This is a genomic window from Brevundimonas bullata (assembly GCF_003350205.1).
Taxonomy (GTDB): domain Bacteria; phylum Pseudomonadota; class Alphaproteobacteria; order Caulobacterales; family Caulobacteraceae; genus Brevundimonas; species Brevundimonas bullata.
In genome coordinates this window covers 108,534-125,657 of record NZ_QLLC01000004.1, presented here as the reverse complement: position 1 = coordinate 125,657, position 17,124 = coordinate 108,534, and the positions used below count along the sequence as shown (strand labels likewise).

11 protein-coding genes, 1 tRNA gene and 1 pseudogene are annotated in these 17,124 nt (G+C 66.9%); 8 read left to right on the top strand and 5 right to left on the bottom strand.

Annotation, left to right across the window (positions count from 1 at the left end; all coding sequences use genetic code 11):
- Positions 1-26: 26 nt before the first annotated feature.
- The 4 genes from hutI to DXK21_RS03165 are packed head-to-tail and all read left to right on the top strand — an operon-like array spanning position 27 to position 6,408.
- A complete protein-coding gene (hutI, locus tag DXK21_RS03175; protein ID WP_376856742.1) occupies positions 27-1,238 on the top strand; it encodes an imidazolonepropionase in 1,212 nt (403 codons plus the stop codon).
- A gap of 56 nt (positions 1,239-1,294) precedes the next feature.
- On the top strand, positions 1,295-4,372 hold the full coding sequence (locus DXK21_RS03170) for a class I SAM-dependent DNA methyltransferase (RefSeq protein WP_211305956.1): 3,078 nt from the start codon (positions 1,295-1,297) through the stop codon (positions 4,370-4,372).
- A complete protein-coding gene (locus tag DXK21_RS16725) occupies positions 4,321-4,785 on the top strand; it encodes a hypothetical protein (RefSeq protein ID WP_211305955.1) in 465 nt (154 codons plus the stop codon). Before DXK21_RS03170 ends, DXK21_RS16725 begins: the two co-directional genes overlap by 52 nt.
- 36 nt (positions 4,786-4,821) lie before the next feature.
- Entirely contained in the window at positions 4,822-6,408 is a 1,587-nt protein-coding gene (locus DXK21_RS03165; protein ID WP_114816328.1) for a phytoene desaturase family protein, read from the top strand.
- Here the strand turns inward: DXK21_RS03165 and DXK21_RS03160 are convergent.
- From DXK21_RS03160 to DXK21_RS03150, 3 genes are all read right to left on the bottom strand, one after another.
- Positions 6,395-6,772 carry a response regulator gene (locus DXK21_RS03160; protein ID WP_114816327.1) on the bottom strand — a complete coding sequence of 126 codons (378 nt, stop codon included), beginning with the start codon at positions 6,770-6,772 and terminating at the stop codon, positions 6,395-6,397. The two genes, DXK21_RS03165 and DXK21_RS03160, sit on opposite strands and share 14 nt — an antisense overlap.
- On the bottom strand, positions 6,769-8,280 hold the full coding sequence (locus DXK21_RS03155; protein ID WP_245945079.1) for a sensor histidine kinase: 1,512 nt from the start codon (positions 8,278-8,280) through the stop codon (positions 6,769-6,771). The genes DXK21_RS03160 and DXK21_RS03155 overlap by 4 nt, the downstream gene beginning before the upstream one ends.
- A 268-nt stretch (positions 8,281-8,548) precedes the next feature.
- Positions 8,549-11,845 carry an autotransporter outer membrane beta-barrel domain-containing protein gene (locus DXK21_RS03150; protein ID WP_114816325.1) on the bottom strand — a complete coding sequence of 1,099 codons (3,297 nt, stop codon included), beginning with the start codon at positions 11,843-11,845 and terminating at the stop codon, positions 8,549-8,551.
- 303 nt (positions 11,846-12,148) lie between these two features.
- Here DXK21_RS03150 and DXK21_RS03145 point away from each other — a divergent pair, with 303 nt between their 5' ends.
- Positions 12,149-13,399, top strand: a complete 1,251-nt coding sequence (locus DXK21_RS03145; RefSeq protein WP_114816324.1) for a glycosyltransferase — start codon at positions 12,149-12,151, stop codon at positions 13,397-13,399.
- Between the two features lie 92 nt (positions 13,400-13,491).
- On the opposite strand, the gene DXK21_RS03140 is transcribed toward DXK21_RS03145, so the two are convergent.
- Positions 13,492-13,568, bottom strand: a tRNA-Asp gene (locus tag DXK21_RS03140).
- Positions 13,569-13,679: 111 nt separating this feature from the next.
- Positions 13,680-15,289, bottom strand: a pseudogene (locus DXK21_RS03135) (AbgT family transporter).
- Positions 15,290-15,499: 210 nt separating this feature from the next.
- Here DXK21_RS03135 and DXK21_RS03130 point away from each other — a divergent pair.
- Genes DXK21_RS03130 through DXK21_RS03120 form a run of 3 tightly spaced genes read left to right on the top strand, consistent with a single transcriptional unit; the run spans position 15,500 to position 17,081 of the window.
- Complete coding sequence (locus tag DXK21_RS03130) at positions 15,500-15,877, top strand: NADH-quinone oxidoreductase subunit A (RefSeq protein WP_114816323.1); 378 nt, start codon at positions 15,500-15,502, stop codon at positions 15,875-15,877.
- Positions 15,847-16,458, top strand: coding sequence for a NuoB/complex I 20 kDa subunit family protein (locus DXK21_RS03125; RefSeq protein WP_114816322.1), 612 nt, complete (start codon positions 15,847-15,849; stop codon positions 16,456-16,458). The genes DXK21_RS03130 and DXK21_RS03125 overlap by 31 nt, the downstream gene beginning before the upstream one ends.
- On the top strand, positions 16,455-17,081 hold the full coding sequence (locus DXK21_RS03120; protein WP_114816321.1) for an NADH-quinone oxidoreductase subunit C: 627 nt from the start codon (positions 16,455-16,457) through the stop codon (positions 17,079-17,081). The genes DXK21_RS03125 and DXK21_RS03120 overlap by 4 nt, the downstream gene beginning before the upstream one ends.
- Positions 17,082-17,124 lie beyond the last annotated feature (43 nt).

The following is a 17,124-nucleotide window of genomic DNA, read 5'->3' as shown; positions in this document are numbered from 1 at the left end:
GCTGTTTTCGACTGGAACGTTCGATGATCCTAGCTGATCGCCTTCTCACCGACTGCCACGTCGCCGCCATGACCGAAGGCGGCGCCCCCTATGGCGCGATCGAGGACGCTGCCATCCTGATCCAGGGCGGGCGCATCGCCTGGGTCGGGCCGCGCGCCGATCTGCCTGTGCACAAGGCTGTGGAAACCGACCGTCTGGGCGGGCGCTGGGTCACGCCGGGCCTGATCGACTGTCACACCCATCTGGTCTTCGGCGGCGACCGCTCGGGCGAGTTCGAGCGGCGGCTGGAGGGGGCGACCTATGAGGAGATCGCGCGCGCCGGGGGCGGCATCGTCTCCTCGGTCAAGGCGACGCGCGAGGCCCGCGAGGACGAGCTCTACGCCTCGGCCTGCAAGCGTCTGGAGGGGCTGAAGGCCACGGGCGTCACCACGGTCGAGATCAAGTCCGGCTATGGCCTGGACCACGACAGCGAGCTGAAGATGCTGCGCGTCGCCCGCCGCATCGGGCGCGAGGCCGGCGTGCGGGTGCGCACCTCCTATCTGGGCCTGCACGCTGTGCCTCCAGAGCACAGAACTGACCGCGCCGCCTATGTGGACAAGGCTGTGGATCAAATCCTGCCCGCCGCCCATGCCGAAGGTCTGGTCGACGCGGTCGACGCCTATTGCGAGCCCATCGCCTTCACCACGGACGAGGTGGCGCGCCTGTTCGACAAGGCCGAGGCTCTGGACCTGCCGGTCAAGCTGCACGCCGACCAGTTGTCCGACGGCGGCGGCGCGGCCCTGGCCGCGCGCTATCACGCCCTGTCCGCCGACCACATCGAACACACGACCGAGCCGGGGGTTCAGGCCATGGCCGAGGCAGGCGTGGTCGCGGTCCTGCTGCCCGGCGCCTTCCTGATGCTGCGCGAGACCAAGGCGCCGCCCGTGGCCCTGCTGCGCCAGCACGGCGTGCGCATGGCGGTGGCTACCGACTGCAACCCCGGCACCTCGCCCGTCGCCTCGATGACAGCAGCGCTGAACCTGGCCTGCGTCCAGTTCCGCCTGACCCCGGAGGAAGCCATCGCCGGCGCCACCCGTCACGCCGCCCGCGCCCTGGGGTTGCAGGACGAGGTCGGAACCGTCGAGGCCGGCAAGGCCGCCGACCTAGCCGTCTGGGACATCAGCCGCCCGGCCGAGCTCTGCTACTGGCTGGGCGCGCCGCTGCTGTATCGACGCTACCTGGGCGGCCTCGTCTCCTAAAGGTTGTATTTCGTCGTTATTCTAATCTAGGGTTGTTGGCGGGGAGGCCGACAATCATGGATGCAGACGACTTCATTCGCCGCTGGTCCGAGGCGCCGATCAGCGAGCGCGCCCACTACCAGACCTTCATCGGCCAGCTGTGTCGGCTGATCGGGGTCGCGGCGCCCGATGACGAGCGGACGGGCGACCTCGACTACTGCTCCGAGCGCCCGGTGAAGTTCCTGCACGAGGATGGCGGCAGCCATCCTGGCTACATCGACTGCTACCGGCGCGGCGCCTTTGTTCTGGAGGCCAAGCAGTCGGGCAAGCGCGGGGCGGGCGGGGCGCTGGACCCGCAGCCGCAACTGGCCCTGTTCGGGGGCAAGGGACGCCAGGCCGCGCCGCCCTCCAACACGCTCGAAACCCTGATGCGCAACGCCAAGCGTCAGGCCGAGAACTACGCCAAGGCCCTGGACGAGTGGCCGCCCTTTATCGTCGTCGTGGACGTAGGCCGGGCCATCGAACTGTGGTCCGACTTTGGGCGGCAGGGCAAGGCCTATGCCCCGTTCCCCGACCGCGCCCGCTATCGTATCGAGATGGCGCAGTTGCGCGACGAGGCGGTGCGGGATCGGCTGAGGCGGGTCTGGTCCGATCCGATGAGCCTGGACCCTGCCGCCCGCGTGGCCGAGGTGACGACCGACATCGCCTCGCGCCTGGCCTGGCTGGTCCGCTCCATCGGCGGGCGCGTGGCGCTCGGCGTGGTCGGACGACCCGATCCCGTGGCCAAGGCGGCGCGGGCCAATAAGACGGCTCTGTTCGTCATGCAGTGCATCTTCGCCATGTTCGCCGACAGCGTGGGCCTGATCGAGGACAAGGGTTTCAGGCGTTTTCTGGAAAGCTATCGCGGTCACGCGAACCAATTCCATCTAGGGGCGGGCGACTTCTTTCACCGCATGGACCAGGGCGGGCATTGTTCAGCCATTCGCCAGACCCTGCGCCGGTTCAACGGGGGGCTGTTCCGCCACGCTGCGGCCCTGCCGATCACCGAGGATGAACTGGAGGCCCTGATTGCGGCGGCTCAGCGCGACTGGGCCTCGGTGGAGCCGGCCATCTTCGGCGCCTTGCTGGAGCAGGCCCTGGCCCCGGACGAGCGCGCGGAACTGGGCGCCCACTACACCCCGCGCGCCTATGTCGAACGCCTGGTCGAGCCGACGATCATGGAACCCTTGCGTGCCGACTGGGAGGCCGTCGAGGCCAGCGCCATCGGCCTCTATATGGCGGGCGATCAGCGGGGGGCGCGCGGGATAGTGCGGGATTATCACCGCGACCTGTGCCGTATCCGCGTGCTGGACCCGGCCTGCGGCACCGGCAACTTCCTCTATGTCGCCATGGGCATGATGAAGGAGCTGGAAGGCGAGGTGCTCGCTGTCCTGGCCGAGATGGGCGAGGCGCAAGGCACCCTGGCGCTGGACGGACACACGGTCAGCCCGGAGCAGTTCTGGGGGCTGGAAAAGAACGCCTACGCCGCCTGGATCGCCGAGATGGTGATGTGGATCGGCTATCTGCAGTGGCATTTCCGGGTCTTTGGCGACGCCAAGCCGTCCGAGCCGATCCTGCGCAACTTCGAGAAGATCCGGCAGACCGACGCCCTGCTGTCGTGGTCGCGCGAGGAACTGGTGCGCGACGCCGTGGGACGGCCCGTCACGCGCGCCCGGCCCACACCCCGACCAGGGCGCAAGGACGGCGATGCGCCGGTGCTGTTCGACGCCGCCCCTGACGAGCGCGAGGTGGTTCGCCTGATCGACCCGCGTCCGACGCCGTGGCCGGACGTCCACTTCATCATCGGCAATCCGCCCTTCATCGGCGGCAAGGACCTGAGGCGCGAGTTGGGCGACGGCTATGTCGACGCCCTGTGGCAGGTGCGGCAGGGGCGGTTCCGCTCGGCTGATCTGGTCACGGCCTGGTGGGACCGGGCGGCGGATATCCTGACGGCCAAGGGCTCCAGCCTGCGCCGCTTCGGCTTCATCACCACCAACTCGATCACCCAGACCTTTTCCCGCCGCGTGCTGGAGCACCACCTGAAGGGCGCGCCGCCGATGCGGCTGGTCTTCGCCATTCCCGACCACCCCTGGATCAAGGGCGGCGATCGGGCCGCCGTCCGCATCGCCATGACCGTGGCCGAGCGCGGCGAGCCGGACGGGCAGGGAAGGCTGCTGACCGTGACAGCCGAAGACGGCCTGCATAGCGATGCGCCGGACATCGTCTTCAGCGAGGCGCGCGGCGCCGTTTCGGCGGATCTGACGGTGGGGGTGGACGTGACCGAAGCCGTCGAGCTGAAGGCCAACGCCCTGTTGTGCTCGCCGGGGGTCAAGCTGCATGGCGCAGGCTTCATCGTCGCGCCGGACCGGGCGGCGGCCCTGCTGTCGGCGTCAGAGCCTGAGGCGGCCTCGCCGATCCGCGCCTATCGCAACGGCCGCGATCTGGCGGACCGGCCGCGCGGCGTGAACGTCATCGGCCTGTTCGGCTGGGAGGAGGGCGAGGCGAGGCGGCGTCACCCGGCGATCTTTCAGCACGTCCTGGAGACGGTGAAGCCCGAGCGGGACCGCAACAACCGGGCCTCGTATCGCGACAACTGGTGGATTTTCGGCGAGCCGCGTCGCGAACTGCGGCCGGCGCTGGAAGGCTTGCGGCGCTATATCGCCACGGTCGAGACGGCCAAGCACCGCTGGTTCCGGTTTCTGGACGCGGACATCCTGCCTGACAACAAGCTGGTGGTGGTCGCCAGTGACGACGCGGCGGTTCTGGGCGTCTTGTCGTCGCGCCTGCATCAGCAGTGGTTCGTCGCCAACTCGGCGCGGATCGGCGTCTATGACGGCGACGCCGTCTATGTGAAGGGCGCTTGTTTCGACGCCTTCCCCTTTCCCGACCTCTCGGGGAGGGCCAGGGCTGAGATCGCGATCCTGGCGGACGAGATCGACGACCTGCGGGCGCAAGTGCTGGGACGACATGATTTCCTGACCATGACCGGCCTCTACAACGCCCGCGCACGGCTGGCGGCGGGCGCGACGCTGACCGAGGCCGAGCGCGCTGTGCATGATGCCGGATGCGTCGGCTGCTGGACCATTTGCATCAGCGGCTGGATGCGGCGGTCATGACCGCCTACGGCTGGCCGGTTGATTTGTCGGCGCAGGAGGCGGTGGTGCGGCTGGTCGCCCTGAACCGCGAGCGCGCGGTCGAGGAGGCGCGCGGCGAAGTGCGTTTCCTGCGTCCCGAATTCCAGACGGGTCGGGTCAAGACTTCGCGCCGGGCGATCCAGATCGAGGCGACCCTGGACGCCGCTGTCAGCCTGCCGTCACTGCCTGAGGCGCCGGGGCCTATGGCGTCCGCGCTTCTGCATGCCTTGAGACAGGAAGGCGTGCCGGTCGGGCCGCGCGCGCTGGCGGCCCGGTTCGGCGGGCGTCGGGGGCGGCGGATGGAAGACCGCATCGAACAGACCCTGGCCGTCCTGGCCGTGGCCGGGTCGGTGCAGCGCACCCAGGACGGATGGTTCACCCCGCGGCGAGTCTGATGCTAGCCTTCGCCTCTGGAACCGGGGGCGAGCAGGATGGCGCAATCACAGACGGACGTCGTCATTCTCGGCGGCGGCCACAACGGGTTGGTCTGCGCCTTCTATCTGGCGCGGGCTGGGCTGAAGGTGACGGTGCTGGAGCGGCGCGGCGTCGTCGGCGGGGCGGCGGTGACGGAGGAATTCCATCCGGGTTTCCGCAATTCGACCGCCAGCTATACCGTCAGCCTGCTGAACCCGCGCGTGATCGCCGACATGGAGCTGCCGCGCCACGGGCTGCGGGTGGTCGAGCGACGGGCGGCCAACTTCCTGCCCTTTGACGACGGGCGCTACCTGCTGACCGGCGAGGGGCGGACCCAGGCTGAGGTGGCCAAGTTCTCGGTGCGCGATTCCGAACGCCTACCCGACTATGAGGCGCGGCTGGAGACGGTCGCCGCCATCCTGCGCGACCTGATCCTGACCACCCCGCCCAACGTGGTTGAAGGCGGCTGGCTGGCGGCCCTGCCGGAGATGCTGAAGGCGGCGTCGCTGGGGCGGCGGGTCTCGGGTCTGGGCCTGGCGGCGCAGCGCGACCTGCTGGACCTGTTCGCCAAGTCGGCGGGCGACTGGCTGGACGGCTGGTTCGAGAGCGATCCGATCAAGGCCCTGTTCGGCTTCGACAGCGTCGTGGGCCACTACGCCAGCCCCTATACGCCCGGCTCGGCCTATGTCCTGCTGCATCACGTCTTCGGAGAGGTGAACGGCAAGAAGGGGGCTTGGGGTCACGCCATCGGCGGCATGGGCGCCATCACCCAGGCCATGGCCGCCGCCTGCGCCGAACAGGGCGTCGATATCCGGCTGGGTGCGCCCGTCGCCGAGGTGCTGACGGAAAAGGGCAGGGCGGTCGGGGCCGTGACCGAGGCGGGCGACGTGATCCGCGCCCGCGCCGTCGTCTCCAATCTGCATCCGCGCCTGCTGTTCGACCGGCTGGTCGATCCGGCGGTGGTCCCGGCGGACTTCACCGAGCGGATGGGCCGTTACGCCTCCGGCTCCGGCACCTTCCGCATGAATCTGGCCCTGTCCGAACTGCCCCGGTTCACCGCCTTGCCGGGGGCGGGCGATCATCTGACGGCGGGCATCATCATCGCGCCGACCCTGGCCTATATGGACCGCGCCCATGCCGAGGCGCGGCTGAACGGCTGGTCGTCCAAGCCCATCGTCGAGATGCTGATCCCCTCAACCCTGGACGACAGCCTGTCGCCCCCGGGGCAGCACGTCGCCAGCCTGTTCTGCCAGCACGTTGCGCCGGATCTAAGCGATGAGCATCGCGACACTGTGGCCGACCTGATGATCGAGACGGTCGAGGCCCATGCGCCGGGCTTCAAGGCCTCGGTGGTCGGGCGCCTGGCGTTGGGCCCGCGCGATCTGGAGCGGCGCTTCGGCCTGATCGGCGGCGACATCTTCCACGGGCGGTTGACGCTGGATCAGCTGTTCAGCGCCCGGCCGGTGCTGGGCCACGCCGATCACCGGATGCCGGTTCCAGGGCTCTATCTGTGCGGTTCCGGCGCCCATCCCGGCGGCGGGGTGACGGGCGCGCCGGGCCACAATGCGGCGCGCGCCGTCCTGAAGGACCTCAGGCCAGGCTGATGTTCATCGCCTTCATCAGGGCGTCCCGGATGGCGCCTTCGGTAAAGGGTTTCTGGATGGTCGGATTGCCGCGCCAGTGTTCGGGCAGGCCCGCCTCGCCATAGCCGGTCGAGAAGACGAAGGGGACGCCGCGCGCACGCAGGGCCTCGGCCACCGGAAAGACCTCGCGGCCCGCGACGTTGACGTCCAGCAGGGCGGCGTCCAGCGACGCCTCAGTCGTGGCGGCGATCAACCCGTCGTCGATATTGGATTCGGGCCCCACCACCGTGCAGCCCATGTCGTCGAGGATGGTTTCCAGCAACATGGCCACCAGGGATTCGTCTTCAATCACCAGTACGCGACGGCCCTGCAAAGCGTTGGTCATGCGGCTTCCTTACTCAACGGGATAGTGATTTCGGCGGTAAAACCGTCGTCGCGATATTGCATCTGAACCGTGCCCGCCAGATCGTGACGGACATTGCGTTCGATCAAGCGGCTGCCGAAGCCCCGACGTTCCGGCACGGTCACGGACGGCCCGCCGGTCTCGCGCCAGACGATGCCCAGCTGCGGATGGGTCTGGTTGGCCACCGACCAGTCGACCAGCACCCGACCGTCGCCGGACGACAGCGCCCCGTACTTGGCGGCATTGGTCGCCAGTTCGTGAAAGATCATGCCCAGGGACACGGCCATGGCCGGGTCCAGCGCCACGTTCGGCCCGTTCAGGGTCAGGCGATGCAGGCCGTGGGCCGTGGTTTCGTGCTCCAGCACCTCGCGCAGGTCGGCGCCTTCCCAGTGGCTGCGGGTCAGCAGGTCGTGGGTGTGCGACAACGACAGGATGCGCGACTGGAAGGTCTCGGCGAAGGAGCGGGGGTCCTCGTGCGAACGTGCCGTCTGCATGGCGATGGACTGGACCGTGGCCAGGGTGTTCTTCACCCGGTGGTTCAGTTCGTCGATCATCAGTTTCTGGCGTTCGGCGGCCAGGACGGTGTCGGTGACGTCATGCCCCTGGACGAAGACGCCCATGATCGTGCCGGCGTCGTTGCGGATCGGCTGATAGATGAAGTTGAGATAGCGGGTCGCCAGCAAGCCGTCGGGCGTCTGCTGCAACTGCACGGGGCTCTGCCGCCCCTGGCAGGGCTCGCCCGTCGCCAGCACCTCGTCGAGAAAATCATAAAAGCCCTGACCCGCCAGTTCCGGCAGGGCCTCGCGGATGGGCTTTCCGATCACGTCGCGATGGCCGATCAACTGACCATAGGCGCCGTTGTGTAGCTGGATCACATGCTGCGGACCGTTCAGCACGGCGACGAAGCCCGGCGTCTGCATGAACATGTCCAGCAGCTGTCGCCGCTCCGTCTCCAGCCGCCGATTGTCCGCTTGAACGCTCATGGCGCGACGGAACATGCCGCCGCCTATCAGGCTGTCCAGAGCCGAGGATGGGTCCGCGGGCCGAAGCCGCCCGACCTGACGACGCAGCCGTTCCAGTTCGGTGATGTCGCTGGTGTGCTGAAGGATGTGGGTGACGCGCCCCTCGACGTCCTTGATCGGGGTGTGGGTGCAGCTCCAGTAGCGGTCTTCGTAGGTCGTCGTTCCGTCGTCCTGCGGCACCGGAATGGGATAGTGAAGGACGGCCAGATGATCGGGTTTCCCGGTCGCCAGCACCTTCTCGAAGGAGGCCAGAAGTTGGCGAGCGTTTTCCTGCGCTTCCTGACCCGGACCCGCGTCGAATTCCTGCATCACCGGCTGATCCAGCAGCTCCTCGCGGCGGCGCTGGGTCACGTCCAGATAGGCCTGGTTCATCCCCGCATAGCGAAGCTCGGCGTCCAGCAGCATATAGGGATTGGGCGAGGCGTCGAACGCAGCGACCAGATCGATTGTCTTGGCGAGTGTTCGCAATATGACCCCCGTAGTCGCACACCTAACGCGACCGAAAGCGAAAGGGTGCGTGTTCCTGACGCAAAATCGGCGGGGATGTCCAGTCGCTGCGTCTGCGCCATGAATAGCTCTACTGCGCGTGATGGAAATGAAGCCCCACACCATGGCTGAGGTCGCCAGTGCGCTCTGCCCTCTTTCTTGTTTGAGGATAGACGGTGAGATGCATGCCGCCATAGAAAAAGGCCGCCGGGCGAACCCGGCGGCCTTTTTTGCTGGTCGGCATATCCGATCAGAACTTGAAGCTGGCCCGCAGCAGCAGGGTGTAGCGGACGTAGTCTTCCAGCAGTTCTGCGTCGCCGGTGATGGCCAGCATGCCCAGATCGTTGCCGATGTTGAGGCGGAAGCCCAGGATGGGGCCGCCGCCTTCGATGCTGGCGGGGTCCAGGGTGAAGGCGTCGCCGCCCGAGGCGAAGCGGGCGATGGTCGTGCCGGCGTCGACCGAGAAGTTCTGGCGCCAGCCGAGGCGGACCTCGGGGCGGATCCAGCCGTTCTGGCCGAAGCCGTAGCCGATGTTCACGGCGGCGACGCCGGAGAACATATGGCCGTCGCGTTCTTCGATATCGAGATCGAACCCGTCGCCGCCGCCCTGTTCGGTGCGTGCGTCTTCGCTCAGCGAGAAATACTCGCCGTAGATTTCGGGGCGGACGTTCAGGCGACCGAAGTTGCGTTCGTACGAAGCGCCGCCGGCAGCAGCCAGGGTGAAGCCATGCCAGTCGGACTCGTTCTTCAGGTTCAGACCGTCAGCGACCAGTTTGCGGGTGGCGTTGAACGAGGCGTAGCCGCCCGCAGCCCGCGCCCAGGTCGTCCAGTACTGGCCCTGGGCGCGCCAGTAGAGGCCCAGCTCCAGCAGATTGGCCGACAGGACTTCCTCAGCGGCCGCTTCGGGGTCTTCCAGGTCGGACGAGGTGAAGGCGGCGGACAGGCCGATGGCGCCCATGCTGGTGCCGCGTTCGACGCCGCCGGCGACGCCGAAGCCTTCCGAACGGAAGCCGTAGGAGTCGGTCTTGTCCTTGTCAGCGTAGAAGTTGATTTCCTGAACCCAGGCGCTGGTCTCGCCCGGCGCGGCCGAGGCGTTGCGGCCGGTCAGGGCGCGGGTCACAGCATCAACGCCGCTGGCCAGGGAGAGCAGGGGGCCGCCCGAGTGGTCGGGCAGCATCTGCTCGTAGATGTCGAAGAAGCCGTCGCGGCCTGTCTGGTTGAGGATGGCGTTGCGGATGGCTTCGTTCTGGCCCAGGGCGCCGTAGATCGAGTCATAGGCGGCGGATTCCACGCCGATCATGCCGGCTTCTTCCGCAGTGCGTCGACGAGCATCGACGTAGATGTCGCCGGCGGCGGCGTCGACGCCGGTTTTCACGACGAAAGCGTAGGGCGAGTTGGCCTGGACCGCGTCGGGGTCAATCGTGCCGGCGTTCAGGGTGTCGGCGTCGATGATGGTGAAGCGGGTTTCGGTCTGGATCAGGGAGTTGAAGCGAACGCCCAGATCTGCGCCGGTCGCGATATCGGCGGCGCCGTTGACCTTGAAGCCGCCGGAGGTCCCGTTGGCGGGGTCCAGCGTCACGATCAGCGCGCCGTCCGCGCCGACGTTGAGGCCGGTCACTGCCAGCTGGCCGGAGTGGCGTGCGTCGAGCGTGCCCTTGGAGATGTTGATGTCCAGCAGACCGTCGGCGTTCGACAGCTTTCCGGTCACAACGGCGCCGCCCGAGATGGACAGCGTGTCAGCGCCGGCGCCGAACGAGATGTCGCCCGTGACCATGCCGTTGCGGATGTCCAGCACATCGGCGCCGGAGCCCAGGCGGATCTCGCCCTGGATGGCCGGTTCCTTGCTGTCCGGCACGCCGTCCTTGTCGGCATCGGGCAATTCCGTGCCAGGTACGACGACGCCGTCCTGGATGAAGGAGACGCCCGTGGTGTTCTTGCTGAGATCGACGGCGACGGCCTTGCCGGTCTGGTCGATATCGGCCGTGGGGCTAATGCCGGAGGCGATCACGCCCGTGTTGCGGAAGCTGCTCAGCGTGCCGGAGTCATCCCTGATCGCCACTGCATCGGTCTTGGAACCGCCGACGCCCGCAGTGATCTGACCAGAATTTTCAAATGAAGGCAGGGAAGCGCCAGCTTCAATCAGGACGCCGGAAACCGTGTGCACGCCATCGGAGACGGCGGTCGCCTGGATCGTTCCCTTGTTGACCAAGGTCGGCAAATCGGCGCCGGCGCCGATCCGGACGGCGGTGCTGTTTGCGTTGAGCGCGCTCGCAGCAACAGTACCGGAGTTGAAGAAGCCGCCTTCAACCGTGACCGCTTGGCCGGTTCCCCCGATCCGAAGCCCTTGAGCGTTGACGCCTGCGTAAACGCCCGAGGCTTCGATGGAGCCGCGATTGATCAGACCATATGCGTTGTCGCCTGTTCCGACCGCGTTCAGGGTGATGGCGCTGGTGCTGGAGCCGACCAGAACAGCGGGCGCGCCGCCGTACGACTTGATGGTCGCGGTGCCCTCGGAAGCATCGGGAAGGCCGTCGCCGTCGCGGTCTGTGTCTTCACGGTTTTTGACGCCGTCGCCGTCGTCGTCTTCGTCGCCGTTCTTGACGCCGTCGCCGTCGTCGTCGCCTTCAACGCCGCCCTTCAGATACTGAGGGCCGGTGTCAAACACCACGCCGCCGGTGACGTCGCCTGCGATCCGCACGGCCGGACCGCCTTGCAGCAGGTCATCGGCGTCCAAGTCTTCAAGATAGAGGGTTTCGTTCTTGACGTCGCCCGTTGTCGGCTTGGCCGTAGGGGGCGTGGTGTAGCGATATCCCGTTGTGGAGATGGCACCCTGGATTTTGACCGAGCCCTGGACGTCGCCATCAAGAGCGACGCCGGTGGCGTTCTCACCCTGGGCGGAGATGCTGCCCAGGATGGCGACGTTGCCGGTCACTGGGCCCGTAACATGGACGCCGTAGCTGTTGTCGCCGACCACGCCGATCGTGCCAAGATTGGTCAGGTTGCCGACCAAGGGGGCTTCGATGGCGACGCCTGCGGAGTTGTTGCCCTCGACCTTGATGGACCCGCTGGCTTCGACCAGCATATTTCCGGTCAGGGGCGTCGCACCCGAGACACGGACGCCATAGCGGTTGGCGCCGCTGGCGAAGGGACCGTCCAGGTCGCCGTCCTTGTCGGTGTCGGTGTATTCTTCGATCGAGTCGGTGATGGTGATCGCGCCGCCGACCGTGACATTGGCGGTGTTACCGCCCTGCACCAGGATACCGGTCGCGCCATCGGCGGCCTTTTCCATCTTGATGGAGGAGCCGGCGTCCAGATCGACGTTGTTGCTGGAATCGACGGTGATCGCCGATCCGCTGGTCACGGCGATGGAGCCGTCCTTGTCCAGGCGGATATTGTCAGGCGCTCCGGCCTTGGCGGTCGATGTGGAGATCGGCGTGGTGCGCGCCGTCGAGATCACGGTCTCGGGCGTCGGCGTCGTTTGCGCCTGAGCGCCGACGGCGACCATCAAGGGAGCGATCGCCACTGCGGTCGCGAGCAGAATACGCATTAGTTAGAAACCCCTCGTGGACACACGCGCAACGACGCCAGCCGTCCGTCTATCAGGCTCGGCGTCGCCATGCCCCAAGTTTCTCGAATTTGAGGCGATTGCAAGGCCCGGCGTAGGCAGGCCCAGGTGAACCGCAGCTGAACGTCGTCATTTTCAAGCCCCCGCCGTGGGTTGTGGAAAAGGATGCTTGAGCGGAGCCGTTTCCGGGTCTACGGGCGATTCATGGTGAGTTCCAAACGCGCGCGTCGCATCCAAAGCCGATCCAACCGCGTTGCGGCGTCGAGATCTGGAGAAAACGCCTCAATGACTATGAGCGATATCGATGTTCAGGAAGGCGAACTGCGCCTGATCCCAGGGCTGGACGAAGAAGTCGCTGAAACGCTTAGGATACTGAAGGCTTCGACCTCTGATCCGCGGCCGCGTCTGGTGGACACCACCATGCTGTTTGCGCCCCGCTCGGGCGGGGTGAAGCGCTATCTGCTGTCCAAGAAGGCGTGGCTGGAGGCGAATCGGCCTTCGGTCGCCCACACGCTTGTGGTTCCGGGCGCCAAGCACCGGGCGGGGGCGGACGGCGTCGTCCAGCTTCATGCGGCCAAGCTGCCCTTCGGCGACGGCTATCGCTGGCCCAGTTCGGTGCGGCGCTGGGGGGCCTGGGTGGCGTCGATGAACCCGGCCGTGATCGAGGCCGGCGACCCCTATACGCCGGGGCAGGGCGCTCTGGAGGCGGGGCAACGCGCCGGTTGTCCGGTCGTCGGCTTCTGCCACTCGGACCCGGCCGGCCTGGCGGCGCTGCATTTCGGCGAATGGGCCAAGAAGCCGGTCGAGAAGCGCTGGGCTAAACTGTTTTCGCAATTCGACCGCGTCGTTTCGCCCAGCCGCTTCATCGCGCGGCGGCTGGAGGAAGCGGGCGTCGGCGGCATCGTGATTCGCCCCTTGGGCGTCGAGGTCGACACCTTCCGCCCGGATCGCCGGGATCGCGACTGGCTGCTGAAGAAGCTGGGCCTAGGCGCGGACGCGCGCCTGCTGTGCTTCGCCGGGCGCCCGGCCAAGGAGAAGAACGTCGATGTCCTGATCGACGCCGTGCAGCGCCTGGGCGCACCTTATCATCTGGTGCTGGTCGGCGCCGGGGCAGGGATGCCGCCCGAAGATCGCGTGATCTCGCTGCCCTATGAGAAGGACCCCAAGGCCGTGGCGCGGATCATCGCCAGCTGCGACGCCTTTGTTCACGCCAACGACAAGGAGCCGTTCGGTCTGATCGTGCTGGAGGCCATGGCCTGTGGCCGGCCAGTTGTCGGGGTCAACGCCGGCGGGGTGGCCGAGACGGTGGATTCGAGCGTGGGGCAGTTGGCGGTTTCCGCCGACCCGGCCGACTACGCCGAGGCTATCGAGGCTCTGTTCGCGCGCGACGTCGAGGCTCTGGGTCGGGCGGCGCGGGTGAAGATGGTCGAGCAGTTCGCCTGGAACCGCGTCTTCGAGGACCTGTCGATGCTCTATGGCGAGCTGAGCGGTCGGTCCGAGTTCGTCATGCCGCAGGAGGTCGCGCCGCTGAACTAGCGGCGCGACGGCGGCGCACGGCGTTATGCCTGCTGACTATGTCTAGGAATGTAATGGGGGGCGGTGTGCGCCATTCTCTTCGCTGAAGAGAATGGCGCGAGTGACGGGACTCGAACCCGCGACCTCCGGCGTGACAGGCCGGCACTCTAACCAACTGAGCTACACCCGCGTTGCTCGCTGGGAAGCCATGCGTCCCGGCGAGGGGCGTCGTTTAGGCGGGGAGGCCGGTTACTGTCAAGCGATCCGGCTGTGGATAACTGAAAAGATCGCGAGACCTCCGTTACTTGGCCGCAGCGGCGGCCTGCGGCGGAGCCACAGGGCCGGCGATCCCGCCGTCCATCGGCAGGTGTGACGCGACGGCCGGCGGCGGCGGCGTGTAGTGGACGCCCACGCCCGGTCCCAGTGGCAGGTCCAGCGCGACCCAGGCGGCCACCATGATCAGGCCCGCCACCAGGAAGGCCACGGCATAGGGCAGCATGGTGGCCATCAGCGACCCCAGGCCGAAACGCGGGTCCCAGCGCTGGGCGAAGGTCAGGATCAGCGGGAAGTAGCTCATCAGCGGGGTGGCGATGTTGGTGACGCTGTCGCCCATGCGATAGGCGGCGGTCGTCATCTCTGGGCTGATGCCCAGAAGCATGAACATGGGCACGACTATGGGGGCCAGCGCCGACCACTTGGCCGAGGCAGAGCCGATAAACAGGTCGAAGACGCAGGAGGCCAGCACCACGACGATCAGCAGCAGGGGCGTGGGCAGGGCCAGTTCGCGCAAGGAGGCGGCGGCGTTGACCGCCAGGATGGGCCCCAGGCCCGACCAGTTGAACATGGCCACGAAGTGGGCGGCGAAGAAGGCTAGGACGATATAGGGGGCCAGTTGGCTGATCCCCTCGCGCATCATGCGGACCAGGTCGTGGTGGCTCTTGATCGAGCCGGAGCCGACGCCGAAGGCCGCGCCGGCCCCAAAGAAGGTCAGGGCGAAGAAGGCGACCAGCGAACGATATAGAGGGTTGAAGCGCTGGGCGGGCTCGGCGTCGGCATCGACGAAGGGCGAGCCGGGCAGGAGGGTGACGAGCGTCCACAGGGCGATCATGGCCAGGATGGTCAGGCCCGCAAACAGCAGGCCGCGCTTTTCCGCTTGGCTGAGCGGCGTCTTTTCTTCGGCGGCAGCCGGGGCGGCGGAGGAGGGGACCCATGGCCCGAGGCGCGGTTCGATAACCCTGTCGGTCAGAAACCAGACAATGGGGGTGAAAACGAAGACGACGCCGACGATGAAGAACCAGTTGCCGGCGATGCTGACGGCGTAGGACGGGTCGATCAGGTGGGCGGCGGGCTCGGTGATGCCCAGAATCAGCGCGTCGCTGGCGCCGGAAACAGATTGCCTGCATATCCGCCCGAGACGGCGGCGAATCCGGCGGCCAGACCCGCCAGCGGATGGCGGCCCGCGGCGGCGAAGATGACGGCGGCCAGAGGAATGACGACGACGTAGGAGGCGTCAGAGGCGTGGTGCGACACCATGCCCGTCACCACCACGATAGGCGTCAGGATGAATCGCGGGGCGTTCAGCAGGGCGCCGCGAATGGCGGTCGAGAACATCCCGGTCCGTTCGGCGACCGAGGCGCCGTAAATAATTGTGATCACGATCCCCAGCGGCGGAAAATCGGCCAGGGTGCGCGGCATGCCGATGAACAGCCGCTCCAGATTGGCGGGGGACAGCAGGCTCTCGGCCTGCAGGAGGTCGCCGGTCACCGGGTTGACGGCGGACCAGCCCAGACCCGCGCCGACGAGGCTCAGCACGATCAGGCCAAGGATCAGCCACAGAAAGAGAAAAACGGGATCGGGCAGGCGATTGCCGACGCGCTCGATGGTGTTCAGCAAGCGGGCTGCCAGGCTCATGCTGCGACCTTGATGACAGAGGTATGGGAAGTCGCCATTTACGCGTATCGCCGGTGCAACTGGCAACGCTGCGGGCTGCGGCAAAACGCGCGCAATGTTGCGAACCGCTCGCAACACAAAAACCTTTGCCGACATGGGTTTGAACCCCGGCGAGGTTGGGTCTAAGAAGCCCCGAATCCGCCCCCTCCCTCGGCGGGCGAGGCAGCTCGAATGAACGCATTTCTTCTGGAATACCTCCCGATCGTCGTTTTCCTGGCGATCGCCGCCGTCCTGGGGCTCGGCTTCATGCTGGCCGCTTGGGCTCTGGCGCCGAAAAACCCCGACACCGAGAAGCTGTCGGCCTATGAGTGCGGCTTCAACGCCTTTGACGACGCACGCATGAAGTTCGACGTCCGGTTCTATCTGGTGTCGATCCTCTTCATCATCTTCGACCTGGAAGTGGCCTTCCTGTTCCCGTGGGCGGTGTCGATGTTCGACCTGTCGCACGGCGGCATGATCTTCGCCTTCTGGTCGATGATGATCTTCCTCGGCGTCCTGACGGTCGGCTTTATCTACGAATGGAAGAAGGGAGCGCTGGAATGGCAATAGTTGCGCCTTCGTCGCCCTTGGCGTCGCCCCTGGTCCCCGCCGGCTCGGCTGCGCGCTCGACCGTGGAAGGTTACGACCCCAAGATCCACGACAAGTTCTTCGAGCAGGTGAACACCGAGCTCGGCGAGCAGGGCTTCCTGACGACCTCGCTGGACGACGTCATCAACTGGGCCCGCACGGGTTCGCTGATGTGGATGTCGTTCGGCCTGGCCTGCTGCGCCGTGGAGATGATCCACCTGTCGATGCCGCGTTTCGACCTGGAACGCTTCGGCACGGCGCCGCGCGGTTCGCCGCGCCAGTCGGACCTGATGATCGTCGCCGGCACCCTGACCAACAAGATGGCTCCGGCCCTGCGCAAGGTCTACGACCAGATGCCGGAACCGCGCTACGTCATCTCGATGGGCAGCTGCGCCAACGGCGGCGGCTATTATCACTACAGCTACAGCGTCGTACGCGGTTGCGACCGCGTGGTGCCGGTGGACGTCTATGTCCCGGGTTGCCCGCCGACGGCTGAGGCGCTGCTGTACGGCATCCTGCAACTGCAGAAGAAGATCCGTCGCACGGGGACGATCGAGCGATGAGCGAACTGGTGCGCGTCGCGGAGCGCGAATCCGCCCTGACCCCGCTGGGGACCGAAATGGTCGCGGCTCTCGGTGTCGAGGCCGTCGTCGCCTATGGCGAGCTGACCCTGATCGCCCCGCGCGAGAACATCGTCGCGGTCATGACGGCCCTGCGCGATCAATTCGGCTTCCAGCAGCTGATGGACGCCTGCGGCGCCGACTATCCTGACCGCGCCGAGCGGTTCGAGGTGGTCTATCATCTGCTGTCGCTGACGCGCGCCGCGCGCGTTCGCGTCAAGGTGTCGACCGATGAAGTCGCCCCGGTCCCCAGCGTGTCGTCGGTCTATCCGTCGGCCGGCTGGTTCGAGCGTGAAGCCTTCGACATGTACGGCATGATCTTCTCGGATCACCCCGACATGCGCCGCATCCTGACGGACTATGGTTTCGAGGGACATCCGCTGCGCAAGGACTTCCCGATGACGGGCTATGTCGAGGTCCGCTACGACGAAGAGCAGAAGCGCGTGGTCTATGAGCCGGTGAAGCTGGCCCAGGAATATCGCAACTTCGACTTCCTCTCTCCGTGGGAAGGCGCTGAGTACCCGGCCCCGGTCCTGCCGGGCGACGAGAAGGCGGGAGCCAAGTAATGGCTGACGGCAATAACACTCCGGCGACGGCCGCCCCCAAGGC